The 20,916-nt window shown below is 63.4% G+C and carries 19 protein-coding genes and 1 pseudogene; 13 read left to right on the forward strand and 7 right to left on the reverse strand.

Going from position 1 to position 20,916, the window contains the following annotated elements; translation table 11 throughout:
- A pseudogene (locus WCB02_RS37990) lies at window positions 1–231 on the reverse strand (hypothetical protein); the annotation flags it as partial.
- Between the two features lie 241 nt (window positions 232–472).
- Here WCB02_RS37990 and WCB02_RS37995 point away from each other — a divergent pair.
- The 6 genes from WCB02_RS37995 (at window position 473) to WCB02_RS38020 (ending at window position 6,487) form a co-directional block, all read left to right on the forward strand.
- Complete coding sequence (locus WCB02_RS37995; RefSeq protein ID WP_423967187.1) at window positions 473–1,228, forward strand: 16S rRNA (uracil(1498)-N(3))-methyltransferase; 756 nt, start codon at window positions 473–475, stop codon at window positions 1,226–1,228.
- Window positions 1,229–1,359: 131 nt separating this feature from the next.
- Window positions 1,360–2,538 (forward strand): ATP phosphoribosyltransferase regulatory subunit, encoded by a 1,179-nt coding sequence (locus tag WCB02_RS38000; RefSeq protein WP_423967189.1) that lies wholly within the window; start codon window positions 1,360–1,362, stop codon window positions 2,536–2,538.
- Complete coding sequence (gene hisG / locus WCB02_RS38005; RefSeq protein WP_423967191.1) at window positions 2,535–3,512, forward strand: ATP phosphoribosyltransferase; 978 nt, start codon at window positions 2,535–2,537, stop codon at window positions 3,510–3,512. The genes WCB02_RS38000 and hisG overlap by 4 nt, the downstream gene beginning before the upstream one ends.
- Before the next feature lie 83 nt (window positions 3,513–3,595).
- Window positions 3,596–4,642: a glycosyltransferase family 2 protein gene (locus WCB02_RS38010; protein ID WP_423967194.1), complete on the forward strand. Its 1,047-nt coding sequence runs from the start codon at window positions 3,596–3,598 to the stop codon at window positions 4,640–4,642.
- Window positions 4,639–5,484, forward strand: coding sequence for a ChbG/HpnK family deacetylase (locus WCB02_RS38015; RefSeq protein ID WP_423967196.1), 846 nt, complete (start codon window positions 4,639–4,641; stop codon window positions 5,482–5,484). Before WCB02_RS38010 ends, WCB02_RS38015 begins: the two co-directional genes overlap by 4 nt.
- A gap of 139 nt (window positions 5,485–5,623) precedes the next feature.
- A complete protein-coding gene (locus WCB02_RS38020) occupies window positions 5,624–6,487 on the forward strand; it encodes a DUF2076 domain-containing protein (RefSeq protein WP_423967198.1) in 864 nt (287 codons plus the stop codon).
- Between the two features lie 107 nt (window positions 6,488–6,594).
- On the opposite strand, the gene WCB02_RS38025 is transcribed toward WCB02_RS38020, so the two are convergent.
- A complete protein-coding gene (locus WCB02_RS38025; RefSeq protein ID WP_423967200.1) occupies window positions 6,595–7,371 on the reverse strand; it encodes a L,D-transpeptidase in 777 nt (258 codons plus the stop codon).
- A gap of 298 nt (window positions 7,372–7,669) precedes the next feature.
- On the opposite strand from WCB02_RS38025, the gene WCB02_RS38030 reads away from it, so the two are divergent.
- Window positions 7,670–8,458: a protein phosphatase CheZ gene (locus WCB02_RS38030; RefSeq protein ID WP_423967203.1), complete on the forward strand. Its 789-nt coding sequence runs from the start codon at window positions 7,670–7,672 to the stop codon at window positions 8,456–8,458.
- Window positions 8,459–8,564: 106 nt separating this feature from the next.
- On the opposite strand, the gene WCB02_RS38035 is transcribed toward WCB02_RS38030, so the two are convergent.
- Window positions 8,565–9,074, reverse strand: coding sequence for a hypothetical protein (locus WCB02_RS38035; protein ID WP_423967206.1), 510 nt, complete (start codon window positions 9,072–9,074; stop codon window positions 8,565–8,567).
- Window positions 9,075–9,392: 318 nt separating this feature from the next.
- Between WCB02_RS38035 and WCB02_RS38040 the strand changes: the two genes are divergently transcribed.
- The 3 genes from WCB02_RS38040 (at window position 9,393) to WCB02_RS38050 (ending at window position 12,843) form a co-directional block, all read left to right on the forward strand.
- Window positions 9,393–9,689 (forward strand): co-chaperone GroES, encoded by a 297-nt coding sequence (locus WCB02_RS38040; protein ID WP_423967208.1) that lies wholly within the window; start codon window positions 9,393–9,395, stop codon window positions 9,687–9,689.
- A 185-nt stretch (window positions 9,690–9,874) separates the two neighbouring features.
- Window positions 9,875–11,521 carry a chaperonin GroEL gene (groL, locus tag WCB02_RS38045; protein WP_423967210.1) on the forward strand — a complete coding sequence of 549 codons (1,647 nt, stop codon included), beginning with the start codon at window positions 9,875–9,877 and terminating at the stop codon, window positions 11,519–11,521.
- Window positions 11,522–11,646: 125 nt separating this feature from the next.
- The gene (locus WCB02_RS38050; protein WP_423967212.1) at window positions 11,647–12,843 is read left to right on the forward strand and encodes a hypothetical protein; all 1,197 of its coding nucleotides are present in this window, start codon (window positions 11,647–11,649) and stop codon (window positions 12,841–12,843) included.
- A gap of 199 nt (window positions 12,844–13,042) precedes the next feature.
- On the opposite strand, the gene WCB02_RS38055 is transcribed toward WCB02_RS38050, so the two are convergent.
- Window positions 13,043–13,351, reverse strand: coding sequence for an META domain-containing protein (locus WCB02_RS38055; RefSeq protein ID WP_423967225.1), 309 nt, complete (start codon window positions 13,349–13,351; stop codon window positions 13,043–13,045).
- A 485-nt stretch (window positions 13,352–13,836) separates the two neighbouring features.
- Here WCB02_RS38055 and WCB02_RS38060 point away from each other — a divergent pair, with 485 nt between their 5' ends.
- Together WCB02_RS38060 and WCB02_RS38065 are read left to right on the forward strand one after the other, a co-directional pair.
- Window positions 13,837–15,474, forward strand: a complete 1,638-nt coding sequence (locus tag WCB02_RS38060) for an L-lactate permease (protein WP_423967214.1) — start codon at window positions 13,837–13,839, stop codon at window positions 15,472–15,474.
- Between the two features lie 508 nt (window positions 15,475–15,982).
- Complete coding sequence (locus WCB02_RS38065; protein WP_423967216.1) at window positions 15,983–17,839, forward strand: ABC transporter ATP-binding protein/permease; 1,857 nt, start codon at window positions 15,983–15,985, stop codon at window positions 17,837–17,839.
- Window positions 17,840–18,056: 217 nt separating this feature from the next.
- On the opposite strand, the gene WCB02_RS38070 is transcribed toward WCB02_RS38065, so the two are convergent.
- The gene (locus tag WCB02_RS38070; RefSeq protein ID WP_423967219.1) at window positions 18,057–19,031 is read right to left on the reverse strand and encodes a TorF family putative porin; all 975 of its coding nucleotides are present in this window, start codon (window positions 19,029–19,031) and stop codon (window positions 18,057–18,059) included.
- Between WCB02_RS38070 and WCB02_RS38075 the strand changes: the two genes are divergently transcribed.
- Window positions 18,925–19,359, forward strand: coding sequence for a hypothetical protein (locus tag WCB02_RS38075; RefSeq protein ID WP_423967227.1), 435 nt, complete (start codon window positions 18,925–18,927; stop codon window positions 19,357–19,359). The two genes, WCB02_RS38070 and WCB02_RS38075, sit on opposite strands and share 107 nt — an antisense overlap.
- 95 nt (window positions 19,360–19,454) lie before the next feature.
- Here WCB02_RS38075 and WCB02_RS38080 read toward each other — a convergent pair whose 3' ends face one another.
- Together WCB02_RS38080 and WCB02_RS38085 are read right to left on the reverse strand one after the other, a co-directional pair.
- Window positions 19,455–19,832, reverse strand: a complete 378-nt coding sequence (locus WCB02_RS38080) for a histone (protein ID WP_423967221.1) — start codon at window positions 19,830–19,832, stop codon at window positions 19,455–19,457.
- Between the two features lie 83 nt (window positions 19,833–19,915).
- The coding region (locus WCB02_RS38085; RefSeq protein ID WP_423967223.1) for a heterodisulfide reductase-related iron-sulfur binding cluster at window positions 19,916–20,916 on the reverse strand (1,001 nt) is incomplete at its 5' end.

The raw sequence follows: 20,916 nt of genomic DNA on the forward strand, positions 1-20,916 counted from the left end.
GCCGAAGCCTGCGCCGGTGATCGGCGCCGCGCCGGCTGATGGAAAGCCGCCAGATGGCGCTCCGCCCATCGAAGCGCTTGGCGCCGCGCCATTCACCGGCGGAAAGGCCGGATCGTTCTGCTGGATACGCCCGGGAAGCGGCGCAGGGAATGCCCCCTGGGCGCCCGCCCGGTCGGCGTGGCTGATCATGAGGGCCAGCGTCAGCGGCAGCATCAAACGGCGGATGATCAAGGTTGTTTCTCCGGCAAGGTCCAAAAGTCTTCCAGATAGAAGCGCGATTGTCCGAGAACGGCTCGACGTACGGCTCTTGAGACTTGCGGCTTTTACGACGTCCGGCTTTTACGATTCCTGCCGGATCTTAACAACCCGGCGAATTTGGCAATAGCGCGGCGCAGGGCCGCACCTTCAAACCGGTATTTGACCCCGATTCTACACTTTTCGGTTAAAACGCGCCCGGATAGGAACCTCACAAATGCCTGAACTCGACTTCCGGGCGCCCCGGTTGTTCGTCGACGCCGCACTTGCGCCGGGTGAAACCGTCGCGCTGGATCGCAACCGGAGCAATTACCTCGGCAACGTGCTGCGGCTGTCGGCCGGCCAGACCATCCTGGTCTTCAACGGGCGGGACGGCGAATGGCGGGCTGCAATCGCGGGGCGCAAGCGACCGGATCAACTGGTGATCGCTGCCCAGACCCGGCCGCAGGAGCGCAAGCCCGACCTGCGCTACCTGTTTGCGCCGCTCAAACACGCGAGACTCGATTACATGGTGCAGAAGGCGGTCGAGATGGGCGCGTCCTGCCTGCAACCGGTTCTCACCAGATTCACGCAGGTGGCCCGAGTCAATGGCGAACGGATGCGCGCCAATGTCATCGAGGCCGCGGAGCAATGCGGCATCCTTGGTCTTGCGACGGTCGAAGACCCCGTGCCACTGGAACGCTTCCTGCAGCACCGCCAAACCGGGCGCCTGCTCGTCTTCTGCGACGAAACCGCCGACGTGACCGATCCGCTAAAGGCGCTGCAATCGGCGCCAGCGGGCTCCCATGGCGTTGACGTACTGATCGGCCCCGAAGGTGGATTCGCCGAGGAGGAGCGCACCGTCCTGCTGCGCCAGCCGCAAACCCTGCGACTGTCCTTGGGTCCGCGGATCCTGCGTGCCGATACCGCCGCGGTGGCGGCCCTGACGCTGGTGCAGGCCTCGCTGGGCGACTGGGTCGGCCGGGGACGGTGAAAACGTCCTCCCCGCCTGTTAATCACTTGTAATCCCTTGCCCGATCCTTGTCGAAACGGCTCCCGGGCCATGCTAAGGGGCTCCGCCGGCTCCGGACCTTAAACCGGCCGGACGGATATTGGACACTCGAAATGCCCCTGACAGCCGCACCGACCGCTGCCACGACCGCACCCGCCGCATGGGCGGACGCGCTGCTGCTGTCGTTTGCCCAGGCGGGCTATGCCCGTGCCGAGCCGTCGATCCTGCAGCCGGCCGAGCCTTTCCTCGATCTTTCCGGCGAGGACATGCGCAAGAGCCTCTATCTGACCACCGACGCCGGGGGGGAGGAACTGTGCCTGCGTCCTGACCTCACCATTCCGGTGGCCCGTGACTATCTCGCCTCGCCTCGCGCCGGCAAGCCGGCCGGGTTCAGCTATCTCGGAGCCGTATTTCGCCATCGCGGCAACCGGCCGAGCGAGTTCCTGCAGGCCGGCATCGAATCCTTCGGGCGTCAGGACCGCGCCGCGGCCGACGCCGAGATGCTGGCGCTCGCGCTCGAGGCTACCGCCGCGTTCGGAGTGACCGAGGTCGAGATCCGTACCGGGGATGTCGCGCTGTTCAATGTGCTGATCGAAGCGCTCAACCTTTATCCGGTGTGGCGGCGCCGCCTGATCAAGGATTTCAACCGCAAGATTGACCTCGCCCAGGACATCGAGCAGCTGACGCTCGCAACCGGGCCCGGCCACAATGAATACGAGGGCGTGCTGGCGGCGCTCGCGGGCTCCGACCGCAAGGCTGCGCTGGCGCTGGTCACCGACCTGATGTCGATCGCGGGTGCGACCAATGTCGGGGGACGCACGGTGGCCGAAATCGCCGACCGCTTCCTCGAGCAATCGACGCTGAAGGCCGGCGCGCTGCCGCGCGACGCCATCGGCATTATCAAGCGCTTTCTTTCGATCTCGGGCACACCTGATACGGCGCTCGCCAAGCTGCGCGCGCTCGCCACCGACGCCGGACTCGAGCTCACCGCCGCAATCGATCAGTTCGAAAGCCGGATCGGCTTCATGGCCGGACGCGGCATCGATCTCCGCAAGACCCGCTTTTCCACCTCGTTCGGGCGCGGCCTCGACTACTACACCGGCTTCGAATTCGAGCTGCACGGCAAAGGCGGTGGGCTCGAACCGCTGGTGGCGGGCGGCCGCTACGACGGATTGATGACGCAGCTCGGCGCCGCCACGCCGATCCCGGCGGTGGGCTTCGCGGTCTGGGTCGAGGCCCTGATCCAGATCGACCGCGCACCCAATGCCGCAGCGAGCGGGAACAAGTCATGAGCGCGCCCTTCGTCCTCGCGGTTCCCTCCAAGGGGCGCCTGCAGGAGAATGCCGAAGGCTTCTTCACTCGCGCCGGACTGACGCTGGCCAAGCCGCGCGGCGCGCGCGAGTATCGCGGCACGATGATGGACTACGACCATGTCGAGATCGCCTATCTGTCGGCGAGCGACATCGCGGCCCAGCTTGCGAGCGGCGCGGTGCATCTCGGCGTCACCGGTGAGGATCTGGTGCGCGAAACCATCGCGGACGCCGACAAGCGCGTGCTGCTGATCGACCATCTCGGCTTCGGCAACGCCAATGTCGTGGTGGCCGTGCCGCAGGCCTGGATCGACGTCCGCACCATGGCCGATCTCGACGATGTCACCACGGGTTTTCGCGAACAGCATAACCGGCGCATGCGCGTTGCAACCAAGTATATCAATCTCACCAGGACCTTCTTCGCCGCGCACGGCGTGGTCGACTACCGCATCGTCGAGAGCGCGGGCGCGACCGAAGGCGCGCCCGCGGTCGGCACCGCCGAGATGATCGTCGATATCACGACGACCGGCGCAACGCTCGCGGCCAACGGGCTGAAGGTGCTCGACGACGGCGTGATCCTGCGCAGCCAGGCCAATCTCGTGGCCTCGCGCGAGGCCGACTGGTCGAGCGAGGCGCGCGAGACCGCGCGCATCATCCTCGATCACATCGCCGCCCGCGCGCGCGCCAGCAAATACCGCGAGGTCCGCACCCGCTTCAAGGGTTGCGACGCCGCGCTGCTGGCCGAGGCCCATAACCGGTTTGGCGTGGTCTCGCCGTTCGGCGGCCCGACCTCGTCAGGCATGCTGACGCTGCACTGCCCGCCGGCGCAGCTCTACGCGCTCGGCTCGTTCCTTCGCGCGCACGGCGCGGACACGGTGTCGGTCGCGTCGCTCGACTATGTCCTCGACCGCGAGAATCCGCTATTCGCCAGGCTCGAGGCGTTCCTCGGAACGTGAGACGAAGCGCCGCTGCCCAACGTTGTGGCGACAAGCCTATGCGCTTGCCATATGTTGCGGGTGGGGCGTTGGGGACCTGATTGATGATACTGGGTAGCGATGTTTCGAACCTGTCCACGACGGCGGCGACGGCCGTGGCGCGGGGATTGTCGATCGTTGTTCCCGTCTACAACGAGGCGGCGGGACTGCCGGTGCTGCACCAGCGTCTCGGCGCGCTCGCGACACGGTTGCGCCAGCGTTTTGGGCTCGCTTGCGAGGTCGTCTATGTCGACGACGGCAGCGAGGACACCACGCTTGCCATCGCCCGTGGTCTTGCGGCCGATGTGCTGGACGTTCAGGTTGTGTCGCTGTCGCGCAATTTCGGCAAGGAAGCCGCCCTGATGGCTGGCCTCGATCACGCCCGCCGCGGCGCCGTCATGTTCATGGACGGCGACGGCCAGCATCCGCCTGATCTGGTGGAAAAACTCGTCGACCACTGGATCAATGGCGGCTACGACGTCGTTTATACCGCCAAGGCCAATCGCGACAACGAGACCTTTCTGCGGCGCCTCGCCGTGCGCGGCTTCTATGCCCTGATCAATTGGGGCGCCCGGCAGAAGATCCCGGAAGACGCCGGCGATTTCCGCCTGCTGTCGCCGCGCGCGGTGGCGGCACTGAAGCAACTTCCCGAACGCAACCGTTTCTTCAAGGGTCTGGCGAGCTGGATCGGCTTTCGCCAGATCCGGGTGGACTACGAGCCGGCGCCGCGCACGCATGGCGTCACCACGTTCAACGTGATGCGGCTGCTCGGGCTTTCGATCGAGGGACTGACATCGTTCTCGGTGGCCCCGCTGCGCTTTGCCAGCCTGTTGGGCGTCCTGCTCGCATCTGTCGCCTTCCTGTTCGGCCTTTCCATCGTCTGGGAGGTCTGGACCACGGGAAAACAGGTCCCCGGCTATCCGTCGCTGGTCGTGGGGCTGATGACGATCGGCGGCGTGCAGCTCATCATGATCGGCATCGTCGGCGAATATATCGGCAAGATCCTCTCCGAACTGAAGGCGCGTCCGATCTATTTCGTCGCCGAGCATAGCGAGAAACGTTGCGAGGCGGAGGCGGCCGCAAGCCCCGGTGAAAGGACCGCGGCCGAATGAACGGCGCCGCGCCGCCCCGGCGTATCTGGCTGTGCGCCGACGACTATGGGATCAGCCCTGGCGTCAACCGGGGCATCCGCGAGCTGATCGAGCGCGGCCGCCTCAACGCCACCTCGGTGATGGTCGTGGGACCGGCGATCGGCCGCGACGAGGTGGAAGCGCTGCAAGGAGCTGCCAAGGGCAGCGTACGCTGTGCTATCGGCCTGCATGCGACGCTGACCGCGCCATTTCGTCCGCTGACCATGCACTTCCGGCCGCTCAACGGCGACATGTTCCTGGCGTTCGGCAAGATGCTGCGCGCCGGCCAGTTGCGGCGGCTCGATCCCGAGATGATTCGGGCCGAACTGGCGATGCAGATCGCGGCGTTCGCGGAGATGTTCGGCCGCCTTCCGGATTTCATCGACGGCCATCAGCATGTGCAACTCTATCCCCAGGTCCGCGAGGGCTTCCTGGCCGCTGTGAGCGACAAGGCGCCGAACGCCTGGGTCCGCCAGGCCCGGCGCAATCACCCGCTGGGGCAACGGCTGTCCTCGCCGAAAGCCCTGCTGCTCGATCTCCTGAGCGCGCAGTTTTGCCGCCACGCGGCGCGCTCCGGCATCGCTTTCAACCCGGCCTTCTCCGGTGCCTACGATTACTCGCGCAAGCCGGATTTTGGCGCGCTGATGCAGCGATTTGTGGAAGGACTGCCCGAACGCGGCGTCATCATGTGCCATCCAGGCTTCGTCGACGAGATCCTGGTCGCGCTCGATCCGCTCACAGACGTGCGCGAAATCGAGCACGCCTATCTGTCCGGCGAGGATTTTCCGCGGCTTCTGGCCCTGAACAATGTTACATTGAGTTGATATTCCTCGGGAAATCAGGCCGCCTTGTCGCATCTCCGAAATTTAATCGAGGCCGCCGCTAGCCGCGACACAAACCCCCTCCTACATTTTTGTCTCGCGCTGCGATGTGAAAAGCGACGAGAGCGCCGAGGAGAAGGCTATGACACCGCAAGAACGCCAATTGGTTGACGATCTGTTCGACCGGCTCGCCAAGGTGGACAATGCGCCACGTGATCCGGACGCCGGGGCCGCGATTGCGCAAGGTTTGCGCAAGGCGCCCAACGCGATTTACGCCCTGGTCCAGACCGTGCTGCTGCAGGACGAGGCCTTGAAGCGCGCCAACGGCCGCATCCAGGAGCTTGAGCAGCAGGCCAGCGCGCCGCAGCAAAGCCAGAGCGGCGGCTTCCTTGATTCGATGCGTGAGACGATTTTTGGCCAAAGCAGCCAGCCGCGCGGCTCGGTGCCAAATGTCCCGCCGCCGGCGAGCCGTCCAGTCTGGAATAGTGGCCAAGTCTTGAACAGCGGCCAAGCGCTGCAGCAAGGTCAATATGGACAGCAGCCCGGCGGCTCTTCACAGCAGCCTTATGGCCAGCCGTCCTATGGCGGCTACGGCCAATCCTATGGCGCCCCGCTCTCCGGCGGCGGCGGTTCGTTTCTCGGCACCGCAGCGGCAGCCGCTGCCGGAGTCGTCGGCGGCTCGCTGCTGCTGGGCGGCATCCGTTCGATGATGGGAGCCAGCCATCAAGGCTTCGGCGACACCGTCATCGTCGACCGCGACGGTGCCGCAAGCCCTTCAAGCCCTTGGAGTGATGAATCCAACAGCTCGCTGGCCCGCGATGCCGGGATCGATGACATCGGTGGTTCCGGCAATCGGGCCGACGACAACTCGCGCGCCGGGCTGCTCGACCAGGGAGACGATCAAGGACCTGATAACCTTGCGTCGAATTTTTCCGATGATGACCGGGACGATATGGATCTCGATTCGGACAATTTCGGCAATGATGGCGGCAGCGACTACGCGTGAGCCGTCCGCAACGGCCGGAAACGAAACGGCCGCCCGACGGGCGGCCGTTCTGCTATCGGCTAAGAGCATTTTCCGGAAAAGTAGACACCGGCTTTCCGTAAGATCGATCAGAGGACGATGACCTTTGCTCCGACATTGACGCGGCCGTAGAGGTCGATCACGTCCTGGTTCCGCATCCGGATACAGCCGGACGAGACGTTGGTGCCGATGGTCCAGGGTTCGTTGGAGCCGTGGATGCGATAGAGCGAAGATCCCAGGTACATCGCGCGCGCGCCGAGCGGGTTTTCCGGACCGCCTTCCATGTGCCGCGGCAAGTCGGGGCGACGCGCCAGCATTTCCGCCGGCGGCGTCCAGTCCGGCCATTCCCGCTTCGCCGAAATCGTCTTGACGCCCGCCCAGGCGAAGCCGGGGCGGCCGACGCCGATGCCGTAGCGCAGCGCCCTGCCGCCGCCCTCGACCAGGAACAGGAATTTGTTCGGCGTGTCGATCACGATGGTGCCGGGGCTTTCCTTGCCGTGATACTCGACCTCCTGCTTCTCAAATTTCGGATCGAACGGGCGCCCCGACGGATCGGTGGCCGCGTCCTGCTGCGGCTGCTGCACCAGGGGCTGCGGCTGGTAGGTCGGCTGCGGCTGATAGATCGGCTGGTCCCGATAGCGCTCGGACTGCGCTCCGTTGCCGAACAGGAACTCGATGAAACCGCCGCCCATGCGGGAGCGATCGGCATCAGCGGTGCGCAGCGGCGCTGCTGGCGGCTGCGGCTGATCGGCATAGACCACGGCGGGCTGCGGCGCCGTCGCGGCATCAATTGCCGCAGCCCGTTCAATTCCGAATGCAAGAAGGGACGCGCCGGCGAGCAGCGCAACAGACATGGTTCTGAACATTGACGTACTCTGTGCTGGTTTCGTCCTCGTCCGAGGGCCGCCATGTGGCGCCCCGCACGCGCCAATTAAGATCAGAACCGCCTCGGTTTGGTAAACGGAAGCAGCGTTCCGATTCACCATTCCGGTAATCGGCCACGGTCTTTGCCGCCAGGGTTTATTTTGTGTGAACGCAGGCGCGCATGGTTAATCGGGGGTTATGCGGCGCTTGCGAAGTGGCATCACGACAGTTTCCGGCGTGAACCCCGTGTTAAATCGCATCTGCGTAAAACTTGACGGAGTGAAGGCCAGGAACAGACTCATGCCCGTTCATCGCAAACGTTTTCGTATCGAAGAAGCCTTTGGCGGCGACCTGTCGATGCCGGAGGTCGAAGGCGACATCGGTCCCATGCATCGCGAGATCATGGCCGAACTGCGCGCCCTTCGCGCCCAGATGGCAAATGGCGGTGGCGGTGGCGGTGGTAGCGGCCCCAGCGCCGCGACGGCGGTAATCGAGGACACGGCATTGCGGGAAGTTGCTGAAGCACGGGCGTTGCTCGAAACCTATCGGGCTCAGATCGAGCAGTGCGAAAAGCTCAAGGTCGAGCTCGACCTGATTCACGACGCCATCAACCGCACCAAGCGCGAGATCGCGGTCCTGCACGGCACGAGCTTCAACGGCGAGGAGATGGCCAAGGTCAATGGCGAGCTCGGCGCCGTGGTCGGCGGCACCGAACACGCCACCCAGCAGATCCTGGAAGCCGCCGAATCCATCGACCAGGCGGCAAGCGCGCTCGCCAAGGTCAACTCGCCGGATCAGCAGCGGACGCTGAGCGAGGAGATCCAGGAACGGGTCATTTCGATTTTCGAGGCCTGCAACTTCCAGGACCTCACCGGTCAGCGCATCAACAAGGTGATGGGCACGATGAAGTTCATCGAAAACCACATCAACGTGATGATGGAGATCTGGGGCGGCGTCGATGCCATCAAGGCGCATGTGCCCGCAATCATCGATACGAGAGAAGGCGACGACCGCCTGTTGAACGGACCAAAGCTCGACGGCGATGCCGGTCATGCCTCACAGGACGATATCGACGCCCTGTTCGATTGATCGACCGCCGGGTGGCTTCAGCCCGGCGCCAACCGCATGCGAACGCCGGCGGGCTTGCCGGCGTTTTTCTTGGCAGGTCGCCATTTTGAGACCGCTGTGCCGCCGCTCAGGCGCGTGCGCCGCAGCGGACATAGACCATGTTGCCATAGCGGGTCGCGGCATCCTGGTCGACGAAGCGGGTGATCAGCACGCGCCCGTCGAAGGAGATGATCTCGCGATCCTCTTCGCCGCCGGGCGGGCCCGCCGGCCCGATATAGTTCTTGCCGCCTTGGCTGCCCTTGACCCGCAGTTCCTGGGGCGTCGCCTGGTCCGCCAGATGCATGACGACACCGCCCGAAGTGCCGGCGCCGATCACGTAGGGCTGCTTGCACTGCGCCTTGGCCTGGCCCTCGGTGCGGGCCCGGTCGGCGGGATTCTGGTAGGATGCCAACCCCCATTTGCCGACCAAGTCCGCGGGCCGGATCGTCGGCGGCAGCTCGGGAGCCACGCCAGGCTCCGGCGCGACCGAGGCCGTGGGCGACGTCAGGCTGAAGCTGCCGCAGGCACCCAAGAATATCGTTAGCGCCGAGACGATTCCCAACCCGGCAACCGTGCGCGCGCGAACCAAACTGACCATGGCATTTCCCCGAACAAAAATCGTGGCCGCTCCCATCCACAGCCAAGCGTAAAACCGACATCCGAGCAATCCGTACGGCCAACGCTCGACTCAGGTTTCGCCCCCTAGCATCTTACAGCAGCCTCAAGAAGGGCTTAACCGCTTTGCTTGACAGGATCGGCGCCAAGCCATATTCCGGGCGCACAATTAGCACTCCGAAGGCGCGATTGCTAACGATGTTGGCCTTTTTGCCGCCATGCCGGCGTCGAATACGGCCGCATTCCGATCCGCCTCCGATAGCACCAAGATTTGAAGAGCAAGCCCGCAAAAGGAACCGTCATGACTAAATCCACATTCCGTCCGCTGCACGATCGCGTCGTCGTCAAGCGTATCGATGCCGAAGCGAAGACCAAAGGCGGCATCATCATTCCCGACACCGCGAAAGAGAAGCCGTCGCAGGGCGAGATCACGGCGGTCGGTCCCGGCGGTCGCGACGAATCGGGCAAGCTGATCCCGATCGACCTCAAGGTCGGCGACCGCGTGCTGTTCGGCAAATGGTCGGGCACCGAAGTCAAGCTGGATGGCGAGGACCTCCTGATCATGAAGGAGTCCGACATCATGGGCGTGCTGGCCTGATATAGGCCGGTCGTCATGCCCGGGGCGCCTGTTCCCAACCAGATCGGGGATGACCCGGGCATCGATCCTCTCAGCAAGAGTCCCGCAAAAGGCGATGGATTGCAGCTCAAGCCCGACCTTACGTCGGACAGTCACAATTCATCGGCGCAGTGGACGATCGTACCCCATCATTCAGGAGCATTCAAATGGCTGCCAAGGACGTAAAATTCTCCGGAGACGCGCGTGATCGCATGCTGCGCGGCGTCGATATTCTCGCCAATGCCGTCAAGGTGACGCTTGGGCCGAAGGGCCGCAACGTCGTCATCGAAAAGAGTTTCGGCGCACCCCGCATCACCAAGGACGGCGTCACCGTCGCCAAGGAGATCGAGCTTGAAGACAAGTTCGAGAACATGGGCGCGCAGATGCTGCGTGAAGTCGCCTCCAAGACCAACGATACCGCGGGCGACGGCACCACCACCGCGACCGTGCTGGCCCACGCCATCGTGCGCGAGGGCGGCAAGTCGGTCGCCGCCGGCATGAACCCGATGGACCTGAAGCGTGGCATCGACATTGCGGTGGCCGCGGTGGTCAAGGACATCGAGAAGCGCGCCAAGCCGGTCGCCTCCTCCGCCGAGGTCGCCCAGGTCGGCACCATCTCGGCCAATGGCGATGCCGCGATCGGCAAGATGATCGCGCAGGCGATGCAGAAGGTCGGCAACGAGGGCGTCATCACGGTCGAGGAAAACAAATCGCTGTTGACCGAAGTCGACATCGTCGAGGGCATGAAGTTCGATCGCGGCTACCTGTCGCCCTATTTCGTCACCAACGCCGAGAAGATGACCGCCGAGCTCGAGGACGCCTACGTGCTGCTGCACGAGAAGAAGCTGTCCGGGCTGCAGGCGATGCTGCCGGTGCTGGAGGCCGTGGTGCAATCGGGCCGCCCGCTGTTGATCATCGCCGAGGACGTCGAGGGCGAGGCCTTGGCGACGCTGGTCGTCAATCGCCTCCGCGGCGGCCTGAAAGTCGCCGCCGTCAAGGCGCCGGGCTTCGGCGACCGCCGCAAGGCGATGCTGGAAGACATCGCGATCCTGACCGGCGGACAGTTGATCTCCGACGAACTCGGCATGAAGCTCGAAAGCGTCACCGTGAAGATGCTGGGCCGCGCCCGCAAGGTCGTGATCGACAAGGAAAACACCACGATCGTCAACGGCGCCGGCAAGAAGGCCGACATCGAAGCCCGGGTCGGGCAGATCAAGGCGCAGATCGAGGAGACGACCTCGGACTACGACCGCGAGAAGCTGCAGGAGCGTCTGGCCAAGCTTGCCGGCGGCGTCGCGGTGATCCGCGTCGGCGGCGCGACCGAGGTCGAGGTGAAAGAGAAGAAGGACCGCGTCGAGGACGCGCTCAACGCCACCCGCGCCGCGGTCGAAGAAGGCATCGTGCCGGGCGGCGGTGTCGCCCTGTTGCGGGCCAAGAAGGCGGTCGGCAAATTGACCGACGACAACGCCGACGTCCAGGCCGGCATCAACATCGTGCTTAAGGCGATCGAGATGCCGCTGCGCCAGATCGCCGAGAATGCCGGTGTCGAAGGCTCGCTGGTGGTCGGCAGGATTCTCGAGGACAAGTCCGAGACGTTCGGCTTCGACGCCCAGACCGAAGACTATGTCGACATGGTCGCCAAGGGCATCATCGATCCGGCGAAGGTGGTGCGCACTGCGCTGCAGGACGCCGCATCGGTTGCCGGCCTGCTGGTGATGACGGAGGCCATGGTCGCCGAAATGCCGAAGGAGGCGGCCGCACCGATGGCCGGCGGCGGCGGCGGCATGGGTGGAATGGGCGGCATGGGCTTCTGAGCCCCATCCGTTTCTGTCCGTCGTTTTTTACGATCAGAGCCTCAAAGGCCGCCCCCGGGCGGCCTTCTTTTTTGCTATGAACGCTGGCAGATCGATCCCCGCAAATCTGCTGCAAGGAACACCATATGCGCGCGCTTCTGTTCTGCCTCGCCGGCCTGGTGGCCGCCGCGCCGGATTTCGCCTCGGCCCAGATGAAGCTGCAGTCGAAATCGGACCCGAACGCCACCGAAGTCAGGTATTTCACCTCGATCGACGGATTGATGGACGGCAACGCCGACGTCATCCTGAAGGAGACGCGCCAAGGCAAGACGGTCAGCGCGGCGGTGCTGGATGTCTGCTATCCCGCCGACAAGAGTTCCGAGCGCAAGGACCGCTTCGTCGTCAATCTCGCGGTCAACGGCCAGACCATGACCGGCACCACGCAAAGCATCGCCGACAAATCGCCCGTCACGGTGAAATTGCTGCGCAAGCAGAGCGGCGACGGTTTCGAGTTCAGGGGCCAGATCAATATCGGCCCGAACGTGACCGAGGTTGCGTCCAGCGACAATGCCGACATCAGCGAGAAGGAGTTCATGGACAGCCAGACCGTCGATGACGGCATCACCGCCACGCCCAAGGACTTCACCGAAGTTTCGCCGGAAGCGATCGGCGTCAAGGTCAAGCTGGACGCGGCGGCGGATCTCCTGAAGAGCCTGCGTGGCCAGGACGTCGAGATTGCGCTCTCCAGCCTGAGCGTGACCTGCGACGCATTGCGCGCCGGCCAGCAGACCATCGACATGACCGTTGATCCGGACCGCGCCGGCGCCCTGGTCGCGAAGCTCAAGGCGGTCCCCGGCGTCGTGACGGCAGGATGGACCACCGGCCTTGTCGGGATGGATCGCGCGATCCGCTTTTCGGCCGCCGACTGGCGCGATGGCGACAAAGTCAACAAGGACAAGCTGCTGGCTGCGATTTCCGGCGCACTCGCCAAGACGCTGTCGGCCAAGCCGGATACATCGAGCTGGAACCCGACCACCGGCAAGCTCAAGCTGACTTTCAAGCGGCCAAGTGAACTCGTCCCCCCGCTCGGCCTGACCGACACGATCGAGATTGCGGGCCTCGTGGCGTCCGACAAACCGGGAGAATCGGACCGCTTGATGCTGTGGATCAGCAATCCCGTCACGACCACGAGCGATGAGACCGCCGGCGCCAAGCTCAATATCGCAGATGATTCCTCCAGCGACGAGGAAGGCGATCAACGGGACGACACCGGCTCGGTTGACGCGCTCAACAAGCAACTCAAAGGCCAGCGCTGGGACGCAGACAAATCGATCTGGAAGTGATTACGCGCGGGGGCGGCTGCATGGTTGGAGCATGATCTCTCGCAAAACCGGCACCACTTTTTCCAGATCGTGCTCGATTATTGGAGCATGATCTCCGCGCGCGCGCTCGCGTTTGTCGCGAGAGAAAGCCGGCACCCGCCCGTCATGCCTTTCCGGATCATGCTCTATTGTTGGAGCACGATCCTTTTGGAAAATCTGCTCAGTTGGTGTTGAGGCGGAAGCGCAGCGTCTTCGCGCCGATGAAGGCAACGAGGTCGCCCTGCCGCTTCCAGGTGGTGGCCTGGCTCAACGCAGCGACCAGTTCATCGTCGGCCTGCGCGCGCGCCGGCGGGCAGGAGCGATCTTCCAGCGGCCCCGGAACGAAGATCACGGTATTGCCGGCCACCGAGAACTGGCCCTTGCCACCCTTGCACCACAATTCCAGAACGGTCTCGCCATTGTCGCCGATATCGAGATCCGGGATCCGCTTCGATCCGGGTTGCGGCGGCGCTTCGAGCATCATTTCCATGCCGAACGGAAAGCCGTCTTCGGCCCGGGCGCGGCCGATATTTGCAACGGATGCGAGCAGGATCAACGCAACACTGGTCTGCCCCAGTGCAGATGTGACCGAAACCATATCACCTCTCTAGAATGTCTTGATGCTTGAGCAGCGATGCGCGGCTCGAAAAACGATGTATCGGACGATGACGGCCTTGACCAGATTCGCCCGCGCAAAATTTCGCCCACACAAAAATTGCGGCGCAGCAAGTCGCTCCGGCGCGCGAGGTCCGCATCAACTTGGTTTCGGCCGAAGACGCTCACTTCACAACCGTCGTCGTCAACGGATGGACATCGGCCTGCAGGTCACGAACAGGCCCAATTTGCCTGGGCATGGCAGCAAATCCGACTTCCTTCGCGTCAGGCGAAGGAGCATTCTTCGACAACCGTTCGAGACATCGAACGGCGCAACGAAAGAAAAAGCCCGCGGGCTCATAAGAGGGGGAGGAATTGTCTATGTTTTCGCAAATTCTCGATCCTACCGGAAACCTGTTGCTGACCTGGCTGGTCGCACTCGTTCCGGTCGTGCTGTTGTTGTTCCTGTTGGCGGGCTTGCGCATATCCGCGTGGCTCGCCGTGTTGATCGGCTCGATCGTGACCTTCCTGCTCGGACTATGGGTCTGGAAGATGCCGCTCGGCGACGGCGTGCTCGCCTACATTTATGGTTCCGCCACCGGCATATGGAATGTCGATTGGATCACGTTCTGGGGAGTGGTGCTGTTCAATACGCTCGTGACCACCGGCGGATTCGACAGATTGCGCCGCTGGCTTATTCAGCACGCCACGCGCGACGTGCGGGTCCAGACCATTCTGTTCGCCTGGGCGTTTGGCGCGTTGCTCGAGGGACTGGTCGGATTCGGCTACCCCTGGGCGTTCGTCGCACCGATCCTGATTGCGATCGGCATTCCCGACCTTGACGCAATCCGCGTCGCGGCCATTGCCAACAATGCACCGGTTTCCTATGGCGCGTTGGGAGCGCCGATCATTGCAATTGCCACCGTGACTGCCGGCACGCTCGGCATGAGCTTCGCAGACCTTTTGCCGATCTATTCGGCATCGGTCGGCAAGATCGTGGCCATCTTGGCCCTGCTGCCCCCGTGGATCCTGCTTTACCTCGTATCAGGCCGCAAAGGCATGTGGTCGGCGTGGCCGCTCGCGATCGTGGGCTCGCTCGGCTATATCGCCGGGCAGTTGCCGACGGCCATCTATCTCGGCCCGTATTTGCCCGACGTCATCGGCTCGATCGTGTGCTTCGTGGTCCTGCTGCTGCTGCTCAAGGTGTGGCGGCCTGCGCAGATTTTAGCGTATGGCGGCGCACCATCGACCGGCGACATGCAGGCGGAGGCGCACGGCCTCTCAGCCGGCGAAGTGGGCATGGCTTGGCTGCCGATCGGAATCCTGATTGCGGTGGTGGTCGCCTGGACCGGCCCCTGGTCGCATCTGCCCGCGATCGTGCTGCTGCATTACGGCGTCACCGCGAATTCGGCGATCACGCCCGGAGCGACCATCAGCGCCGTGTTCAACTGGACGCCCTTCGTTGGCGGCTCGGCCATCCTGGTGTCCTGGATCATCACGGTGATCGTGCTGCGCGTCAGTATGAGTCAGATCGGCGCGATCTTCGCCAAGACCTGGTCGCAGATGTGGGGCGCATGCCTTGTTGGTGTGTTCATCTTCGGCCTCGCCTACGTCTTCAACTACTCGGGCATGGCCGGCTCGCTCGCCAGCGCCTTCTCCAAGCTCGGAGCCGCCTTCATCGTCGTGGCACCCATCCTGGGCTTCATCGGCGTCGCCCTGTCGGGTAGCAATACCTCAACCAACGCCATGTTCGGCACGTTCCAGGCCCTTGTCGGCAAGGTGCTCGGCTTCCCCTTGCTGCTCCTGCCGACGTTGAACTCGGTCGGCGCCGAAATCGGCAAGCCGATTGCGCCGCAAACCGCGAGCGTCGGCGTGTCGACCAGCCGCTTCGTGCGCAACGAAGGCGAGGTCATCCGGCATAATTTCGGCTGGTGCCTCGTCCTGCTGGCCTATCTGGTGATCATCGGGGTGGCCTGCTATCTGTTTTTCCCGAGCATCGCGATGTTGCCGCCGCATTAGCAGGGACCAGCCGAACCGACGGCAATCGACGCGTCTCATGGGCCGCCAACAGCGGCCCATTTTTCCGCGTGGACAGGAATCGACGAAGCTTGCGTGGATCCTCGCGCCGACAACGGCCTGCTTGCCGGCTTCACCTCCCGCCGAGCCAGCTCATACCAGACCGCCCGCGATGTTCCCTGCCGGAGGAGGATGCCAACGTTCTGCGGGGCTGGGCCGGCGCCGCTGGCGCCTGCCCTGTGCAATAGCAGAGGCTTTTCCTCCTCGATAGGGGAAAAGCGGAACAGCCCGATTGCTCCGGCCAATGTCCGCTCAAAACCTCGCGAAATGTGAGAACCGCGCCGCCTCTCGCCGTTATGCTCATGCTAGGGTCCGGACAAAGAGGCGCATCAGGCGGCCCGGATCACGGTACTTACGACTTTAGTCTAAGCACAAAAATCCCGGTGAGCTTCGAAGACGCCAAATCGGCCTGATTCAGGCCCCGTATCCGTCCCCCAGGAAAGGTTCGTCTGTGCACAATATCCGCTCGACCGTCGCGATCGTATGGCGGATCGCCGCTCCCTATTTCGGTTCCGAGGACAAAATGGCCGGCCGCCTGCTGCTTGCGGCGGTGATCGCGATCCAGCTCGCACTGGTCGCGATCGATGTCCTGGTGAACCAATGGTACAATCGCTTTTACAACGATCTGCAAGAGCGGATTTGGAGCGGGTTCGTCTGGGAACTCGTCGTCTTCACCGTGCTGGCGTCGCTCAACGTCGTTCTTTCGATTTACTCGCTTTATCTCAATCAGTGGCTGCAGATCCGCTGGCGGAATTGGATGACCAAGCGCTACCTCGGCTCGTGGCTGTGCGAGGCCAACCATTATCGCATGCAGCTGAAGGGCGATGCCGCCGACAACCCGGACCAGCGCATTTCCGATGACGTCAATATGTTCGTCGAGCAGACGCTGGGCATCGTCATCGGTCTACTCTCGTCGATCGTCACGTTATTGTCCTTCGTCGTCATCCTGTGGGGCCTATCCGCAGCGGCGCCGCTGCACATGTTCGGCCGCGACTTTGCGATTCCCGGCTATCTGGTCTGGGGTGCGCTGATCTACGCGGTGTTCGGCACCGCGTTGACGCAATGGATCGGCTCGCCGCTGGTCAATTTGTCGTTCGAGCAGCAGCGCTTCGAGGCCGACTTCCGTTTCAACCTGGTTCGGGTGCGGGAAAACGCCGAGCAGATCGCGTTGCTCCGCGGCGAAGGCGCCGAACGGCAGCGGCTCTCGGACCGCTTCGGTCGCGTCATCCACAACTGGTACGACATCATGAGCCGGACCAAGCGGCTCACGGCCTTCACCGCGAGCTATTCGCAGGCCGCGGTGATCTTCCCTTTCATCGTGGCTGCGCCAGCCTACTTCGCCGGGAAGTTCCAGATGGGCGGCTTGTTGCAAACGGCAGCCGCATTCGGCAGCGTGCAGAAGGCGCTGTCGTTCTTCATCAGCATCTACCGGTCGTTGGCGGAGTGGCGCGCCGTGGTTGCCCGTCTCGACGGCTTCGAGATGTCGATTGCCGGCGCTGCGAGGCTGACGACGACCGAGACGCCGTCGATCGACGTGGTCAGTTCGAGCGGCCAGGACGGGATCGATCTGGCGCAGTTGCTCGTCAAATTGCCGAACGGCACGCCGCTGGTATCAGCGGAGAGTTTCAGCATCCGCGCCAATGAGCGTACGCTGGTAACCGGGCCTTCCGGCGCAGGCAAGTCGACTCTGTTCCGCGCCATCGCCGGCATCTGGCCGTTCGGCAACGGCTCGATCGCGATTCCCGCCCATGCCACGTTGATGATGCTGCCGCAACGGCCGTATTTCCCGATCGGCACGCTGAAGGCTGCGATCGTCTACCCGGCGGCGGTCGACGCGTTCACCACCGAACGAGTCAAGGAAATCCTTGCCGATGTCGGTCTGGCGAAGCTCGATGCGCAACTGGATCAGGAGGGGCATTGGAACCGGACGCTGTCGCTCGGCGAACAGCAACGGCTAGGTCTCGCACGCGCGCTGCTGCATGCGCCGCAATATCTGTTCCTCGACGAGGCGACGGCATCGCTCGATGAACCCTCGGAAGCCGCACTGTATCGTCTGCTCGAGGAAAAACTGCCAGCGACCACTGTGGTCTCGATCGGCCATCGCTCGACGCTCGAAGCGTTCCACCAGCGCAATGTCGTGCTAACAGCCAACGGCGATCGGTTCGCGCTGCAGAACCGCAGTGAGGATATCAAGAAGGCGGTCAAGCAAACCGCCAAGGAAGCGGTCCAGGAAGCGGAGAAGGTGGTGCCGGAGGTCAGCGCCGCCAAAGCCCGAGTTGGCGGCACCCGACGCAAGAAAACGGAATGATCAGGCCCCCTTGCGCGCGGACGCGCCGATGTGCCGCCCCTGCACCGCCGCCCTCCCCTCTGGAATAAGACCCGAGAATAGCCACGACGAAAACACGCCTTAACAGCAGCCGACCAGCAGACTTGCCGTCTCAGGCACAGAGGCAATCTCCGACGCCAACGGAAAGGGGCGGCAGATCGCTCTGCCGCCCCTTTCGCAAATCCGCGCGAACGCAGCCTTACTTCAGGCTGGTCATTGCCGTCAGGTCGACCGAGAGCTTGGCGACGCCGGCCGCGCCGCACCAATTGGAGCCCGTGCCGCCGGGATTGATCGGCGTCACGTTGGTCGTGCCGCTCGCGTCAAAGGAGCTGGTGAAGGCACTGCAATTGCCCTTGCTCAGGTCGGTGTCGGAGTAGCGCAGATCGAGCGTGAACACCTTGTAGGTGAAGCCGATGCCGAGGTTCCAGGTATCGTAGTCGGCATATTTGATGCCGTTCGGGAAACCGGCCACACCGTAGAATGCATCCGTCGTTCCCAACCACTGCCGGCCGAATTCGCCCGAAACATACATGCCGACGCCGCTGGTCCCGAAGACCGTGCCCGGCGCGGTGTACTTGGCCGTCACCGACGCGTAGTCGCCCCAGGCGCCGGAATTGAGGAAGTTCGGCGAATAGAATTCGTTGTATCCGACCGCCCAATTGTCGTTGATGGTGTAGGTGCCCTTGGCATAGGCCTCGAAGAAGCTGACATCCTTCTTCATCACGTTGCCATTGCCGAGAAAGATGGTGTTCGTGCTGACCGCGCAGACCCCGCCGCCGGGGGTCACTGTCCCAGGCCCCGTGACGGTCACCACGTTGTCGGCGCATTGTCCGCCCGGATACAGGTAACCCCAGATACCAAAGTCGAGAGCCATCGCGCCGAAGGTCGGGCGGACACCGCCATAGATGTCGACTTCGGCTGCCGCGCGGTTGGCGAAAGAGATGTTCTCGGTCGACGTACCGACGTAGAGCTGCAGATCCTTGTTGACGTTGTAGCGCGGCTCAAAATAGGCCGTGACCGATGCCTGATGGTTCGTCTGCGTCACGCCGCGGAAGATATAATCGTTCATGACAGCGCTGCCGAACGCGATATCCCAGGGATCGAACGGCGCAGGCGGAGGCGCCTTGAGTGCCTTCACCGGCAAATCAGCCGCCAGGGCGGACCCCGATACCATCGCTAGCGCCGTTGCCAACAAAACCAATTTCTTCATTGAGGTGCCCACCACTTTTTTTGAGATCGCCGCGCCCCGAACGCAGGCGAAATACGATTGTGACCCAATTTTCTCAACCAAGGCCCAATTTGGAACGCGGCGCGCGATCAGTGAAGCAAAAAACGCAAGCATCTGCCCATTGTTTAATCATTTTGGCATTTCTGCGAAAGGTTGTCGGCAGCTGTTGCATTCCGACAACAATTTTGGCGCGTTTCGCCAAGGCAATGCCACCATTTCAAAGAGATCCGGGCTGTCTGCGCCCCGGTCGGGGCGAATCGCGGCCGACGCCTGAAGGGAGCTCGGGGCTCTTGATGCCGACGCGAAAAAGCCGCGGCACAAATGCCGCGGCCTCGCGAGACACAAAAAATCAGAACCAAATGCGGCCGATTACCCGTTGTGGTCGTCGCCTGACGGACTTGCCGCCTCCCAGGAGGACTCATGGCTGGCGCTGGGCGTGGCCCAGCTCGGCGCTGACGGCGTCTCCATCGCGGGTTCGGGAGCCGGAGCCGGCTTCTTCGCTACGCGCTTCTTGGCGGCCTTCTTGGGAGCGACCGTCTTGGGAGCAGCCGCCGTCTTCGCGGATGTCTTGGCCGCCTTGGCCTTGCCAGTGGACTTCTTTGCAACCGCTTTCTTGGCCTTTTTGGCCGACGTCTTTGCCGACTTCTTCACGGCCTTCTTGGCGGATTTCTTCGCCGTCAGAACTTTCTTCTTCTTGTCCTTCTTGTTTTCTTTCTTGCCCTTCTTGTTCTTTTTCCCTTTAGCCATCGCAATTCTCCTGTTGCCGCCGACCCATGTCCATCAGGCGTTTCCAGTCATCCGCGCCTTGGAAAGCACGCGGAGCCATTCGATCAGTCGGATCCCGGCCTTGGACCGCCCGTCGCCCAATCGAGAAGCTCAATCGTGTGCACGACAGGAACGGACGTGCCGCTGGCAATCTGCATCATGCATCCGATATTGCCCGCAGCAATCATGTCCGGCTTGACGCTTGCGATGTTGGCGACCTTTCGATCGCGCAATCTGGTCGCAATGTCAGGCTGAAGGATGTTGTATGTCCCCGCCGAACCGCAACACAAATGACTCTCGGGCACATCTTTCACCACGAATCCGCTCTTGGAAAGCAAATCTTTCGGGGCCTGTGTGATTTTCTGTCCGTGCTGCAGCGAACAGGCCGCGTGATAGGCGACGACAACGTCGTCGTGACGCTGCTCCGACAGCTCCAGTTCGATGGCGCCGAGGTACTCGCTGATGTCCTTGGCGAGAGCCGAGATCCTGGCAGCCGGAGCCGCAAAATCGCGCTCGGATCGCAGCAGATAGCCGTAGTCCTTGATCACCGTTCCGCAGCCCGACGTCGTCACCAGGATGGCGTCGAGACCGCCGCGCTCGGCCTCTTTTGCCCACAGCAAGATATTGGCGCGGGCCCGCGCCAAAGCGTCATTGTCGCGGCCGAGGTGGTGGGTCAGCGCTCCGCAGCATTGCTCGTCCTTGACCAGAACGACCTCGATGCCGTGCCGGGTCAGCACGTTGATGGCCGCCCGATTGATTCGCGGCGCCAGCACCTGCTGGGCGCAGCCCTGGAGCAGCGCGACGCGGCCTCGTCGCGGCCCTTTCGCCGCAAACACGCTGCCGCCTTCGGGGCCCGGCGCGGGAAGCGAACCCTGCGCCAGCTCCAGCATCGCCGTGATGCGCCGCAGAAAGCTCGGAGCTGTGGATAACGTCGCTGGTGCCGGCAACAACGCGGCCAGCGGCCGACCGAATCGCGCCAGCCACAGGCTGGCGCGGAGCAGTTTTGGCTCCGGCAGGACGCGGGCGAGCACCGCGCGCAGCAGCCGTTCGGCCAGCGGCCTCGCAT

This window comes from Bradyrhizobium sp. (assembly GCF_049581145.1).
In the GTDB taxonomy this organism is placed as follows: Bacteria; Pseudomonadota; Alphaproteobacteria; order Rhizobiales; family Xanthobacteraceae; genus Bradyrhizobium.

What these genes read in the sequence shown, in the direction of transcription:
- WCB02_RS37995 (WP_423967187.1), top strand. Translation starts at nt 473, where the DNA reads ATGCCTGAACTCGACTTCCGGGCGCCCCGGTTGTTCGTCGACGCCGCA.
- WCB02_RS38000 (WP_423967189.1), top strand. Translation starts at nt 1,360, where the DNA reads ATGCCCCTGACAGCCGCACCGACCGCTGCCACGACCGCACCCGCCGCA.
- hisG (WP_423967191.1), top strand. Translation starts at nt 2,535, where the DNA reads ATGAGCGCGCCCTTCGTCCTCGCGGTTCCCTCCAAGGGGCGCCTGCAG.
- WCB02_RS38010 (WP_423967194.1), top strand. Translation starts at nt 3,596, where the DNA reads ATGATACTGGGTAGCGATGTTTCGAACCTGTCCACGACGGCGGCGACG.
- WCB02_RS38015 (WP_423967196.1), top strand. Translation starts at nt 4,639, where the DNA reads ATGAACGGCGCCGCGCCGCCCCGGCGTATCTGGCTGTGCGCCGACGAC.
- WCB02_RS38020 (WP_423967198.1), top strand. Translation starts at nt 5,624, where the DNA reads ATGACACCGCAAGAACGCCAATTGGTTGACGATCTGTTCGACCGGCTC.
- WCB02_RS38025 (WP_423967200.1), bottom strand. Translation starts at nt 7,371, where the DNA reads ATGTTCAGAACCATGTCTGTTGCGCTGCTCGCCGGCGCGTCCCTTCTT.
- WCB02_RS38030 (WP_423967203.1), top strand. Translation starts at nt 7,670, where the DNA reads ATGCCCGTTCATCGCAAACGTTTTCGTATCGAAGAAGCCTTTGGCGGC.
- WCB02_RS38035 (WP_423967206.1), bottom strand. Translation starts at nt 9,074, where the DNA reads ATGGTCAGTTTGGTTCGCGCGCGCACGGTTGCCGGGTTGGGAATCGTC.
- WCB02_RS38040 (WP_423967208.1), top strand. Translation starts at nt 9,393, where the DNA reads ATGACTAAATCCACATTCCGTCCGCTGCACGATCGCGTCGTCGTCAAG.
- groL (WP_423967210.1), top strand. Translation starts at nt 9,875, where the DNA reads ATGGCTGCCAAGGACGTAAAATTCTCCGGAGACGCGCGTGATCGCATG.
- WCB02_RS38050 (WP_423967212.1), top strand. Translation starts at nt 11,647, where the DNA reads ATGCGCGCGCTTCTGTTCTGCCTCGCCGGCCTGGTGGCCGCCGCGCCG.
- WCB02_RS38055 (WP_423967225.1), bottom strand. Translation starts at nt 13,351, where the DNA reads ATGGAAATGATGCTCGAAGCGCCGCCGCAACCCGGATCGAAGCGGATC.
- WCB02_RS38060 (WP_423967214.1), top strand. Translation starts at nt 13,837, where the DNA reads ATGTTTTCGCAAATTCTCGATCCTACCGGAAACCTGTTGCTGACCTGG.
- WCB02_RS38075 (WP_423967227.1), top strand. Translation starts at nt 18,925, where the DNA reads ATGACAGCGCTGCCGAACGCGATATCCCAGGGATCGAACGGCGCAGGC.
- WCB02_RS38070 (WP_423967219.1), bottom strand. Translation starts at nt 19,031, where the DNA reads ATGGTATCGGGGTCCGCCCTGGCGGCTGATTTGCCGGTGAAGGCACTC.
- WCB02_RS38080 (WP_423967221.1), bottom strand. Translation starts at nt 19,832, where the DNA reads ATGGCTAAAGGGAAAAAGAACAAGAAGGGCAAGAAAGAAAACAAGAAG.